Source organism: Nocardia concava NBRC 100430 (genome assembly GCF_000308815.1).
Lineage (GTDB): Bacteria > Actinomycetota > Actinomycetes > Mycobacteriales > Mycobacteriaceae > Nocardia > Nocardia concava.
The window spans coordinates 16,060-28,156 of sequence record NZ_BAFX01000148.1; the positions used below are offsets into that span (position 1 = coordinate 16,060).

At 66.0% G+C, this 12,097-nt stretch carries 10 protein-coding genes and 1 pseudogene; 7 read left to right on the top strand and 4 right to left on the bottom strand.

The genetic code is table 11. The annotated features are described in order from the left end of the window. Window positions 1-46 precede the first annotated feature (46 nt). Window positions 47-1,165, top strand: coding sequence for a DUF475 domain-containing protein (locus tag ON43_RS34410; RefSeq protein WP_040814314.1), 1,119 nt, complete (start codon window positions 47-49; stop codon window positions 1,163-1,165). Between the two features lies 1 nt (window position 1,166). Here ON43_RS34410 and ON43_RS34415 read toward each other — a convergent pair whose 3' ends face one another. After that, window positions 1,167-2,129: a DUF389 domain-containing protein gene (locus ON43_RS34415; protein ID WP_040814335.1), complete on the bottom strand. Its 963-nt coding sequence runs from the start codon at window positions 2,127-2,129 to the stop codon at window positions 1,167-1,169. 103 nt (window positions 2,130-2,232) lie between these two features. Next, window positions 2,233-3,213 carry a DMT family transporter gene (locus ON43_RS34420; RefSeq protein WP_086008088.1) on the bottom strand — a complete coding sequence of 327 codons (981 nt, stop codon included), beginning with the start codon at window positions 3,211-3,213 and terminating at the stop codon, window positions 2,233-2,235. 85 nt (window positions 3,214-3,298) lie between these two features. Here ON43_RS34420 and ON43_RS34425 point away from each other — a divergent pair, with 85 nt between their 5' ends. Further along, window positions 3,299-3,859: a CGNR zinc finger domain-containing protein gene (locus ON43_RS34425; RefSeq protein ID WP_040814316.1), complete on the top strand. Its 561-nt coding sequence runs from the start codon at window positions 3,299-3,301 to the stop codon at window positions 3,857-3,859. Here the strand turns inward: ON43_RS34425 and ON43_RS34430 are convergent. After that, window positions 3,761-5,116 carry a glycosyltransferase family 87 protein gene (locus ON43_RS34430; RefSeq protein WP_157514282.1) on the bottom strand — a complete coding sequence of 452 codons (1,356 nt, stop codon included), beginning with the start codon at window positions 5,114-5,116 and terminating at the stop codon, window positions 3,761-3,763. The genes ON43_RS34425 and ON43_RS34430 overlap by 99 nt on opposite strands. Window positions 5,117-5,363: 247 nt before the next feature. Between ON43_RS34430 and rpsF the strand changes: the two genes are divergently transcribed. From rpsF to dnaB, 5 genes are all read left to right on the top strand, one after another. Beyond that, window positions 5,364-5,654, top strand: coding sequence for a 30S ribosomal protein S6 (gene rpsF, locus ON43_RS34435; RefSeq protein ID WP_040814340.1), 291 nt, complete (start codon window positions 5,364-5,366; stop codon window positions 5,652-5,654). A 123-nt stretch (window positions 5,655-5,777) separates the two neighbouring features. Further along, window positions 5,778-6,338, top strand: coding sequence for a single-stranded DNA-binding protein (locus ON43_RS34440; RefSeq protein WP_040814318.1), 561 nt, complete (start codon window positions 5,778-5,780; stop codon window positions 6,336-6,338). Window positions 6,339-6,399: 61 nt separating this feature from the next. Further along, window positions 6,400-6,669, top strand: a complete 270-nt coding sequence (rpsR, locus tag ON43_RS34445; RefSeq protein ID WP_040814320.1) for a 30S ribosomal protein S18 — start codon at window positions 6,400-6,402, stop codon at window positions 6,667-6,669. Window positions 6,670-6,686: 17 nt separating this feature from the next. Continuing rightward, window positions 6,687-7,142 (top strand): 50S ribosomal protein L9, encoded by a 456-nt coding sequence (gene rplI / locus ON43_RS34450; RefSeq protein ID WP_033088208.1) that lies wholly within the window; start codon window positions 6,687-6,689, stop codon window positions 7,140-7,142. 644 nt (window positions 7,143-7,786) lie between these two features. After that, on the top strand, window positions 7,787-11,467 hold the full coding sequence (gene dnaB / locus ON43_RS34455) for a replicative DNA helicase (protein WP_083913937.1): 3,681 nt from the start codon (window positions 7,787-7,789) through the stop codon (window positions 11,465-11,467). Between the two features lie 8 nt (window positions 11,468-11,475). Here dnaB and ON43_RS34460 read toward each other — a convergent pair. Continuing rightward, window positions 11,476-12,097: pseudogene (locus tag ON43_RS34460) on the bottom strand (FAD-dependent oxidoreductase); the annotation flags it as partial.

A 12,097-nucleotide genomic window follows, 5' to 3' on the forward strand; every position in this document is an offset into this window, starting at 1 on the left:
TCCATCCACCCAGCTACCGACCCGCCACAACGAAAGGCCCCAAGCGGTGCGTATTTTCGGCCTCTCCATAGTCGTCACCGTATTGGCGCTGATCGCGGCGCTGGTCTACGGCGGCCCCACCGCGCTGTTACTGTGCGCGATCCTGGGCATCCTCGAGGTGTCGCTCTCCTTCGACAATGCCGTCATCAACGCCAGCATCCTGCAGCGGATGAGCGACTTCTGGCAGCGCATCTTCCTGACCGTCGGCGTGGTGATCGCCGTTTTCGGTATGCGCCTGGTGTTTCCGCTGGCCATCGTGTGGATCACGGCCGGGCTCAACCCGGTTCGCGCCTTCGACCTGGCCATGAACCCGCCGGCCGACGGCGCGCTCACCTTCCCCGACGGCAGCGCCTCCTACGAGAAGCTGCTCACCGACGCGCATCCGCAGATCGCCGCCTTCGGTGGCGCGTTCCTGCTGCTGCTGTTCTTCAACTTCATCCTCGAGGAGCACGAGGTCACCTGGCTGGGCTGGATCGAGCGGCCGCTGGCCAAGCTCGGCAAGCTCGACATGCTCGCGGTGGTGCTCACCCTGGGCGGCATCGTCATCGCGGCGGAATTCATTGCCGCCGAGGATGATCGCGCGACCGTACTGCTGGCCGGCATCCTGGGCGTGATGACCTACATCCTGGTCGACGGACTCGGATCGATGTTCCATGCCGAGGAACACGCCGAAGGCGCGACCTCCGGGCCCTCGGGCGTGGTGAAGGCGACCGGCAAGGCGGCGTTCTTCCTGTTCCTGTACCTGGAGGTGCTCGACGCCTCGTTCTCCTTCGACGGTGTCATCGGCGCGTTCGCCATCACCTCCGACCCGATCCTGATCGCGTTGGGCCTGGGCCTGATCGGCGCCATGTTCGTCCGGTCCATCACGGTGTACCTGGTGCGCAAGGGCACGCTCTCGGAGTACGTGTACCTCGAGCACGGCGCGTTCTGGGCCATCGGCGCCCTGGCGGTCATCCTGCTCATCACCATCGGCGTGCACGTGAACGAGGTGATCAGCGGTCTGGTCGGCGTGGCGTTCATCGGCGCGGCGTTCCTCACCAGCGTGATCCGCAACCGGCGCGAAGAGGCGAACGGCGAGGGCGACGACGAGGAGTTGTCTCTGGAGAAGTCCTCTAGCGTCGGCTGATTCAGAGCATGCGGCGGGGGATGGCCAGGTGCCGAGCTCGCCGCACCGACACCCGCGTCCAGAGGGTCTGCTGGAACGCCAGGGTGGCCCAGCCCGCCAACGCCATGCCGACGAGGTTGACCAGCAGCTGTGCGGTGCTCCCCCAGACCGTCGCGCCGTCGGCGACGGCCACGCCGAGTGCGATATTGCCCGCGGCGGGCACCGTGGTCACCGAGATGAAAACACCTGCCAGGCCGACCGATTTGGCCGAGGTGATGGACAGTACCCCCGCCGCGCCCGCCACCACGGCGACAATGAACGACCACTTGTCGGGCGTGTAGATGAAGTGGGTGGCCGGGCGGGGTCCGGTCACCTGCGCCAGGGTGATCCAGCCCAGCGCCCGCCCGATCAGCGCCAGCACGATGGTGAGGCCGATGGCCGCCACGAAGCCGATCACCAAGGTGCGCAGGGCCAGTCGCAACAGCATGAAGCGCCGGCGTACCAGCGCCACCCCCAGCGCGGCGACCGGACCGAACTCCGGGCCGAGCACCATGGCGCCGACGGTCAGGATCTGCGAATCGGTGACGATGGCGATGCTCGCGATGACCGTGGCCAGGCTCAGGAAGCTCAGGTAGGTCCAGTTCAGCTCGGTGTCCTCGTAGGCCCGCTGCGCGACCTCCGCCCACACCACCGCATCGGAACTGCTGCCCGGCGTGCGCAGCTCGGCCTCGAAGCCGCTGCGCGACAACCAGGTTCCCACCTGTTCCAGCTCGATGCTGCCCTCCTGGTGCACCCGCATCTCGCGCAGCTTGCACACCAGGTCATTGGCGCCCTCGCGGGCGATCTGCGCGGTGACCAGATCGCCGGGCGGGCGCAGCGCCGCACCGCGAATGGCGACCAGTCCGGTCACGGCGTCATCGGCCTCGAGAACCTCGAGGATCTCGTCGGTCATCGCGGCGGGGGAGAGAATCCGCAGGTGCAGCATGCGCACAGTCTGCCGCGCGGATGCGGCGAACAGGGTGCCCGGAACGCGAAACGGCCGGGGTGTCATGGAATTCGTACCCACGACACCCCGGCGGTCGGTCGGCTCAGACGCGCAGAGCGTAGCGCCGTACCGCAAGGTCGATCGGTTCGATGAGCGGCGCGGCCTCTGCACGCGGTGCGGGCGCCGGGGTGGGTGCGGCCGCCGGGATGGTCTCCGATTCCGCTGCCGAGGCGGCACGCCGCGAGGCCAGGACCATGCCGATCAGTCCGACTCCCAGGCCCGCGATCGTCAAGGGGCGCAACGGCTGATCGATAACCAGCCAGGCCATGATCGCGGTGACCGCCGGGATCGCGAAGAAGAAGCGGCTCACCCGGCTGGTTTCCCAGCGCAGCATCATCGTGTTCAGCAGCAGGAACGCGCCGATGGAGTTGATCAGCACCATCCAGACCAGGGCGCCGCCGAAGCGGGCCGCATCCGTGACATGGAAGCTGCCGGTCAGCGCGGCCAGCACGCCCGCGAACGGTGCGGCGATCAGCAGGTGCAGGGCGGTGCCCGCACGCGGATCGACGGCCGGGGTGAAACGCTTCTGGTAGACCGTGCCCAGGCTGAGACCGAGCAGACCGACCACGCACAGCAGCAGACCCGCCAGCGAGAAGTGCGACTGGTCGACCACCGCGAGACCGACACCGAGCCCGCCCACACCGAAGCCCAGCCACTGGCGCGGACTCACGGATTCGCCCATGCCGCCGGCGAACAGCGCGATCACGATCGGGCTCAGGCCCTGCACCAGCGAGATGACCGCGGCCGTGACGTGCTCGTGCATGGCCGAGTAGAAGCCACCGAACTGCACCATCTGCATGAGGAAGCCGGCCACCAGGGTGTGGGCCAGGACCCGGCCGCGAGGCCAGACCGCCCGCGCCACAAGGGCATACGCGACGAGCAGCAGGGCGGCGATGCCGAAGCGGGCGAACAGCACCAGCATCGGCGGGGCCGCGCCGACGCCGATGATGCCGGCGATGAAGGCGCTGCTCCACATGAAGATGAGCGCCGGTGGGCCCGCCACCTCGAGAAGCCGGTTGTCCATGATCCCTCCAGATCGCTAACCGCTTTAGGTGGTTACTACCGTCGCACTCCATTGCGTAACCTGTCAAGGTGGTTACTATGGGTTCATGACAGTGTTCGCCGATCCCCACCTGTTCGTCAGCGGCAACCTGGCGCTGAACTTCATCGGCACCCGGCAGGAACGGCGCACCACCGGCATCGAACTACTCACCGGCGATGCGGAATTGGGGGAATGGGTGGTCGCCGCGGGCATCCTGGACACCGCGCCCGATTGCACCGGCACGCTCGCCCCCGCCCTGCGCCTGCGCGAGGCCGCGTGGCGAGTCATGCTGGCCACCCTCGCTGGTGAACCGGCCGCGGACGCCGACCGCAGGCTGCTCAACCGGCACGCCCACGACGCGCCGCCCGAACTCACCCTGCGCGCAGACGGCGGTGTTCAGCGGAGCGGGAGCATCGAGGCCGCGCTGGCGGCCGTGGCGCGCTCGGCCATCGAACTACTCGGCGGCCCGGATCGGGAACGGCTCAAGGAGTGCGGGCGCGACGCCTGCACCCGCCTCTACCTCGACACCTCACGCGGCGGTTCGCGCCGGTGGTGCGATATGGCGGTCTGCGGAAATCGGGCCAAGAGCAAGGCCTTCCGTGTCCGCAATACCGAAGCGGCCCACTGACCGCAAGCGCGCGCCGACGAACAGGAAGAAGAACATCGCCAGCAGCGCGGCCCGGCCCCACACGCCGATCTGCACGATGTTCTGCTCGAACTCGGCATTGTGACCCTGACCCAGGGCATAGAAGTAGCGGAAGACGCCGACGCCGATGCAAGCGTCGGCCATCAGGTAGGCGACGACCAGGCCCCACGGCACCTCGAGCAGCACCAGGAACGGGATCAGCCACAGCGTGTACTGCGGCGAATGCACCTTGTGGAACAACAGGAATCCACACAGCATGGCGCCGCTGACGCCGATCCACGGATAGATGCCGGCCAGCTGATACCGCCGCCAGCCCAGGCAGCAGGCCACCACGAAGGCGACCAGGATCAGCAGCGGCGAGGCCACCGTCACCATGTCCTGGAACGAGTTCTCCCCGGCGCGGGTGTTCGCGAACAGCGGGCGCAATCCCCAGTACCAGATGGAATTCGTGGTGATATCGGCCTGCCGCAATTGCTGGAAGGTGATCGAGGCGCGCCAGCCGTCGTATCCGGCGAGCGCGAACGGCAGATTGATCGCCACCACCGTGCCGATCGCGGTGGCCGCGACCATGAGCGCGCCGCGCACGTCGAATCGCTTCTCGCGCAAGGGGTGTTCACCGACCAGCACGTAAATCAGCAACGGCAGCACGAAGATTCCGGGATACAGCTTGAAACAGAAGCCGATCGCCAGGAATACCGCCGCGGCGATCGCCCGATCCCGCAGTGAGTATTTGGTCAGCACCGTCATCACATAGAACGCGGCGACGGCCGTGGCGACCACCGGCAGTTCCCAATTGTGGAAGGCGTAGAGCACCAGCGGCGGCCCGGCCGCCCACAGCAGCGCCGCCGGACCGGCCATGCGGGCCAGCAGGTAGGCGGTGAGCAGTGCGAACGGGGCCAGCAGCAGCGCCGAGTGCAGCAGGAAGTCCGCGTCGGTGTGGCTGCCGATGCCGCCGATCCACATGAACAGCCCGCTCAGCACCGGATACTCGACCGCGCCGCCGGTGAGCTGGCCGTCGGGCGTGATGTCGCCGGTTATATAGGGAAAGAGGTGTTTGTCGATGCCCCGGCCCAGCCACAGGTACTGAATATCGGAGTAGCAGACATTCGAGTCCTTGATGACATCGAAGATCGCGCTGCGCCCCGATTCGTCGACCGCCCCGCCCGCGCACCGCGCCTTGTTCCAATAAGCGATCAGCAATGTGACGGCGCACACCAGTGTCGAGATGATCGCGATCATGCTCGGCCGATAAGGGGAGCGACCCGAATCGCGACGGCGAGAAACCAATTCGCTCACGACGGGTCGGTTCGACATGCGCCCCACCCTAGGCGGCTCTTCGGCGTGTCCGCTTGCTCAAACTCGGAACCGGCCCGATTTCGCTGCTCAAACCCGGTCATGTAGCCTTGTCGGGTTGCTGACGCAACGAACCCTCCTGCCCACGGACAGTCCGTGGGCCGTTCACAGTCCACAGGAGGTGATGAGGTCCGTGCGTCATTATGAAGTGATGGTCATTCTCGATCCGAGCCAGGACGAGCGCACCGTCGGCCCGAATCTGAACACCATGCTCGGTGTCATCGGTGCCGAGGGCGGCAAGGTCGACAACGTCGACATCTGGGGTCGCCGTCGTCTCGCCTACGAGATCGCCAAGCAGGCCGAGGGCATCTACGCGGTCGTCACCCTGACCGCCAAGCCCGAGACCGTGAGCGAGCTCGATCGCCAGCTGGGCCTGAACGAGTCGGTGCTGCGCACCAAGGTGCTGCGCCTCGACAAGAAGTAAGTCCAGTCCTCCCGCAACGTCGCTCGTAAATCGTCGGTCCCTATCTCTAGGCTGACTGGCAAACCGTGCCCTTGACGGCGCGGGCGAGCGCAATGCGGACTGCACCGGAAAGCAGGAGGAACCATGGCCCAAGGCGACACGGTCATCACCGTCATCGGCAATTTGACGGCTGACCCCGAGCTTCGATTCACCCCCGCGGGAGCGGCCGTCGCGAACTTCACGGTCGCGTCGACTCCCCGTGTGTTCGACCGGAATTCCAATGAATGGAAGGACGGCGAGGCGCTTTTCCTGCGCTGCAACATCTGGCGTGAAGCTGCGGAGAATGTCGCCGAGAGCCTGACCCGTGGCTCGCGAGTGATCGTGAGTGGACGACTCAAGCAGCGCTCCTACGAAACCCGCGAGGGTGAGAAGCGCACGGTCGTCGAACTCGAGGTCGACGAGGTGGGTCCCTCCCTGCGGTACGCGACCGCGAAGGTCAACAAGACCACCCGTGGCGGTGGTGGCGGCGGCTTCGGCGGTGGCGGACAGGGCGGCGGCCAGCAAGGCGGCGGCTTCTCCGGTGGCGGTAACAGTGGCAGTGGTGGGGGTCGTGGCGGCCAGAGCGCCGGCGACGACCCGTGGGGCAGTGCCCCCGCGGCCGGCTCCTTCGGGGGCGGGCCGATGGACGACGAACCGCCGTTCTAGACAACGGCTTTCCCCGGAATCGCCCCGACGGTGATTCCCATAATTACGGAGTTGAAAGACCATGGCCAAAGCACCGGCACGCGAAAAGGTGCTGAAGAAGAAGGCTTGCACCTTCTGCAAGGAAGACAAGGCCGGCAAGAAGAACAACACGGCCGGCGCGAAGATCGACTACAAGGACACCGCGCTGCTGCGCAAGTACGTGTCCGACCGTGGCAAGATCCGCGCGCGCCGGGTGACCGGCAACTGTGTCCAGCACCAGCGCGATATCGCTGTCGCCGTCAAGAACTCGCGTGAGGTGGCCCTGCTGCCTTACGTGTCCACCGCTCGCTGAGAAGGGAAGGCACAGAGATGAAGCTCATCCTCACCGCTGATGTCGACAACCTCGGTGCGCCCGGCGACACCGTGGAGGTCAAGGACGGCTACGGCCGCAACTTCCTGCTCCCGCGCGGCCTGGCCATCGTGGCCACTCGGGGCGCGCAGAAGCAGGTCGAGGGCATTCGCCGGGCGCAGGACGCCCGTCGCGTGCGCGACCTGGACCACGCCAACGAGCTGAAGCAGGCCCTCGAGGGTCTGTCCGGCGTGTCCCTCGCGGTCAAGACCGCGGGCACCGGCAAGCTCTTCGGCTCGGTCACCGCCGCCGATGTCGCCTCGGCCATCAAGGCCGCCGGTGGCCCGGTTGTGGACAAGCGCAGCATCGAGCTGCCGAAGGCCCACATCAAGAGCACCGGCAAGCACGGTGTCGTGGTGCATCTGCACCCGGATGTGGTCGCCAAGGTCGACCTGCAGGTCAACGCCGCCGAGTAATTCGGTTTGTCGGAGGTCACCTCCCCGGTGGGGGTGGCCTCCGATTTTCTTTTGTTTGCCAAGTAGTGGCTGGACTTCCGGTGCGCGGATACCGGCGGGGTGCGCGAAGGCGCCTTCACGAGGCGTCGGCATGCATGACCCGCGGTGTTCGCCCGGGTTGTGGATTGCTCAGCAAACCAACCATTCTCGTTGTGTGCTGGATCACGCGCGCGTGACCGTCCGTTTACCCAACACGCCCGGACGTTACCGTCCAGCGACACGCCGCACCGAATTGATCCACAGTTGCGCACAATGAGAATTCGGCCACTACCAGCGCATTGATGTGTTCCGCCGACTGTTGTCCCCAAGTTCTCCACAGGGGGTGCACAACAGTTGGTGAACAATACCCACGTTATCCACAGGTGTGTGCACAGCTCGGTTTGGCGGGTGCGCGTCCGGTCGCCTAGGTTCGCATTCGAATGTCGTGACCACAGTCCGGGGACGGCACGATTCCGTATATCCAGCGCCCACCACCACGGGTTTGCCACCGCGCCTTCAGGACTGGCGTGTCGGCTCCGCGTGGCGGTCAGAACATGTCGGTGCGCAGGCGTAAAACGGGTCATGCACGTCGTTCCGGGCGCGAGGAGAGAGGACGGTCGAGCCTGATGGCAGTCATCGACGATCGCGGCCACGACGATCACGGACCCTCCGACTATCCGCCCGATGCCCCCGGCGAGGATTTCGGCCGCCAGCCACCCCACGACATGGCCGCCGAACAGTCCGTCCTGGGCGGCATGCTGCTGTCCAAGGACGCCATCGCGGACGTCATCGAGGTGATCCGCCCCGGTGACTTCTACCGCCCCGCACACCAGGCCGTCTACGACGCCATCCTCGACCTCTACGGCCGCGGCGAACCCGCCGACCCGGTGACCGTCGCCGCCACCCTGGACCGCAAGGGCGAACTCAAACGCATCGGTGGCGCACCGTATCTCGTCACCCTCACCCAAACGGTCCCCACGGCAGCCAACGCCGGCTACTACGCCGAAATCGTCGCGGAGAAGTCCGTCCTGCGCCGCCTCGTAGAAGCAGGCACCCGAATCGTCCAATACGGCTACGCCGGCGCCGACGGCCAAGACGTAGCCGAAGTAGTAGACCGCGCTCAGGCCGAGCTCTACGACGTAACCGAACGCCGCTCCTCGGAGGACTTCGCCCCCCTCACCGACATCCTCCAGCCGACGATGGACGAACTCGACTCCATCGCCTCCCGAGGCGGCATCTCCCTAGGCGTACCAACCGGTTTCACCGAACTCGACGAAATCACCAACGGCCTCCACCCAGGCCAGATGATCATCGTCGCGGCGCGCCCAGGTGTCGGCAAGGCCCTCGCCCTCGACACCCTGCTGCCCACACCGACCGGCTGGACCACCATGAGTGAGGTCCAGGTCGGCGACGAGTTGCTGGACGCGCACGGTCAGCCGACCCGGGTCGTCGCGGCCACCGAGGTGATGACGGGCCGCCCCTGCTACGAGGTCGAATTCTCCGACGGCACAGTCATAGTCGCGGACGAGCAGCATCAGTGGCTCACCGAGACCCGCGCATCACGCCGGTCCGCGCAGCAGGCCGCAATCGGCTACAACGGATACCGAAACCAGCAGACCTTCGCGCAGGTCCGCACTACCGCCGAAATCGCGGCAACGGTGCGTTGCGCGACCGCGGACCGTCGCCTCAACCACTCCGTGGTGAATACCGCCGCATTGCAATTGCCCGAGCGCGAATTGCTTGTTCCGCCCTACACATTGGGCGCATGGTTGGGTGACGGAAGTTCGGCATGCGCCCAGCTGACTACCGCCGACCCCGAAATCGTGCATCGCATCGAGAACGAGGGAATCGTTGCGATGCCTTCGGGTTCGACAGCGCTGCGCTACAGCCTGCGGCTGCCGGATGGGGAACCAATCGAGCCTCGGGACTGCGTCGTGTGCGGCGCCGAGTTCATTCCCTTCACAAGCGAAGTTCGCACCTGCGGCCGATCCTGCGGTGGCAAGGCACGTTTCGTCTCAGGCCCGGTTCCGGCACCGACTTGCCCGGAATGCGGCGGCCCCTCTATCGGCCTGCGCCTGTGCCAGTCCTGCCGTAATGCCATCGGCACTCTGCAGGCCCGCCTGCGCACCCTCGGCGTGCTCGGCAACAAGCACATTCCAGGTGAGTACCTGCGTGCCTCGGAAGCGCAGCGACGGGCTCTGCTGGCAGGTCTCCTTGATACCGACGGCACCGTCACCAAGGGTGGCTCCGTCCAGTTCGCGGTCACCAACCAACGTCTGGCCCGCGATACCGAGGAACTGATCGTCAGTCTCGGCTATCGCTGCCAAATGTCGACCAAACGCGTCCGCGGCCGCTCCGAGGAGACCTCGACGGCCTATACCCTCACCTTCGCCACCGAGGACGAGGTATTCGGCCTGAGCCGAAAAGAATTGCTGCACAAGCAGCGCCGAGGTGCGTCCAACACGTCCCGCTCCGGCTCCCGCTTCATCGTCGACGTCCGCCCGATCCCGTCGGTCCCGGTGCGCTGCGTGGAAGTCGACAACCCCGACCACCTGTACCTGGCGAGCGACGCCATGATCCCGACCCACAACTCCACCCTGGGTATGGACTTCATGCGCAGTTGCTCTATCAAGCACGGCATGGCCAGCGTCATCTTCTCCCTCGAAATGAGCCGCACCGAAATCGTCATGCGTCTCCTATCCGCCGAGGCGAAGATCAAACTGGGCGACATGCGTTCGGGCCGCATGAGCGACGACGACTGGACCAAGCTCGCCCGCCGCATGAGCGAGATCTCGGAAGCCCCACTGTTCGTGGATGATTCGCCGAACCTCACCATGATGGAAATCCGAGCCAAGGCCCGCCGCCTCAAGCAGCGCCACGACCTCCGCCTCATCGTCGTCGACTACCTCCAGCTGATGAGCTCCGGCAAAAAGGTCGAATCCCGCCAGCAGGAAGTCTCGGAATTCTCCCGAAGCCTGAAACTGATGGCGAAGGAACTCGAGGTTCCGGTAATCGCAATCTCCCAGCTGAACCGTGGTCCCGAACAGCGAACCGATAAGCGCCCGATGGTGTCCGACCTCCGTGAGTCGGGCTGTCTTCCGGCGTCGACGCGAATTCTTCGGGCCGACACGGGCAGTGAAGTCACGCTCGGCGAATTGCTGGAAAGCGGCGAGCAGCCGCTGGTGTGGTCGCTCGACGAGCGAATGCGCATGGTGGCCCGACCGATGGTGAAGGTCTTCCCGAGCGGCCGCAAGGAGGTCTTCCGACTCCGTCTGGCTTCGGGGCGCGAGGTCGAAGCGACCGGCAATCACCCGCTCCTGACCGTGGACGGGTGGATTCCCTTGGAGAAGCTGGCTGTTGGCGACCAGCTCGCGGTGCCGCGCGTCGTCCGTGAGCCTTCGGGCGTCGAAAGCATGCCACACAACGAGGTAACCCGGCTGGCGCGTGCGGCGGCTGACGAGGAAGCCATTTCCGATCGTGTCTTCTGCCTGCCGAACACTCAGGTCGCAGACTTCGTGAAGCAGCTGTGGGCGAGCAATGGCTCGATTCGCTGGGACGCGGCGCACAACCACGGCCGCATCGAGTACTCATCGGCCAGTCGACGTCTGATCGACGACATCGCCCAGTTGCTGTTGCGCCTGGGTGTGCACAGCATCATCAAGCCCGCGAACAAGTCCGATCGTCCGGGCGCATGGCTTATCCAAGTCGCCAGCGCAGACCATCAGACAACCTTCCTGAACGCCATTGGCGGGCAAGGATTCGGGCAGGAAGCCGTGGCTGCACCGCAAGCAGCCGCACCCACCGCGCAGACCGGCACGATTCCCGACCGAGTCACGAGCAAGGTCCAGACGCTGCTTGCCACCGAGGAGATCTCGCCCCGCGATATCCGCTCGGCTATGGACTCCCGTTTCTGCGGTTCCACCGCAGCCAAGCACTCACCGGCCCGATCACGCCTCGCCCGAGTCGCCGCCGTACTCGACGACGCCGGAATCGACATGTACGCGACCAACGACGTCCGTTGGGACCATATCGTCGAAATCACCAGCCTCGGTGAGCAAGACGTTTACGATGGCACCGTTCCTGGTACGAATAACTTTGTGGCACAAGGGATCTCTGTACACAACAGCCTCGAGCAGGACGCCGATATGGTCATCCTCCTGCACCGCCCGGACGCCTTCGAACGCGATGACCCCCGCGGCGGCGAAGCCGACCTGATCCTCGGCAAACACCGAAACGGCCCCACCGCGACGATCACCGTCGCCCACCAGCTCCACCTGAGCCGCTTCGTCGACATGGCACGCGGTTAATCCTGGGTTCAGCCCTGTTCGAGGACGGCCATGGCGGCATTGTGGCCGCCGATGCCGCTGACTCCGCCGCCGCGGACCGTGCCTGCGCCGCAGAGCAGGATATTGGCGTGGTCGGTGGCGACACCCCAGCGTGCGGTTGGGCTGTCGTCGGAGTCCTCGCGGTAGGGAAATGCCAAGTCGCCGTGGAAGATGTGGCCGCCGGGCATGCTGAGCTCGCGTTCGAGTTCGAGCGGGGTGCGAGCCTCGAGGCAGGGGTTGCCCTCGCCGTCGAGGGCCAGGCAGTCGCGGATGGGCTCCGCGAGGACCGAATCCAGTTGGGCCAGTGTGGCATCCACGAGGCGATCCTTGGTGCCGCGCGGGTCATCGGCGAAAAGGCTTGCGGGAGTGTGCAGGCCGAACAGAGTGAGGGTATGGAAGCCGCGCTCGATCAGCTCCGGCGCCAGGATCGACGGGTCGGTGAGGGTGTGGCAGTAGATCTCCGAGGGCGGGGCCGAGGGGGTCGAGCCTGCCGCGGCCTCGCGGTAGGCGTGTTCGAGTTGGCTTGCGGATTCGGCGATGTGGAAGGTACCGGCGAACGCGGTGCGCGGATCAACCTGCGGGTCACGGAGTTTCGGCAACCTGCGCAGCAGC

Bases quoted from the DNA above. Each gene is read 5' to 3' on its own strand.
- rpsR (WP_040814320.1), top strand. From the start codon at position 6,400: ATGGCCAAAGCACCGGCACGCGAAAAGGTGCTGAAGAAGAAGGCTTGC.
- rplI (WP_033088208.1), top strand. From the start codon at position 6,687: ATGAAGCTCATCCTCACCGCTGATGTCGACAACCTCGGTGCGCCCGGC.
- ON43_RS34415 (WP_040814335.1), bottom strand. From the start codon at position 2,129: ATGCTGCACCTGCGGATTCTCTCCCCCGCCGCGATGACCGACGAGATC.
- dnaB (WP_083913937.1), top strand. From the start codon at position 7,787: ATGGCAGTCATCGACGATCGCGGCCACGACGATCACGGACCCTCCGAC.
- ON43_RS34420 (WP_086008088.1), bottom strand. From the start codon at position 3,213: ATGGACAACCGGCTTCTCGAGGTGGCGGGCCCACCGGCGCTCATCTTC.
- ON43_RS34425 (WP_040814316.1), top strand. From the start codon at position 3,299: ATGACAGTGTTCGCCGATCCCCACCTGTTCGTCAGCGGCAACCTGGCG.
- ON43_RS34430 (WP_157514282.1), bottom strand. From the start codon at position 5,116: ATGATCGCGATCATCTCGACACTGGTGTGCGCCGTCACATTGCTGATC.
- ON43_RS34440 (WP_040814318.1), top strand. From the start codon at position 5,778: ATGGCCCAAGGCGACACGGTCATCACCGTCATCGGCAATTTGACGGCT.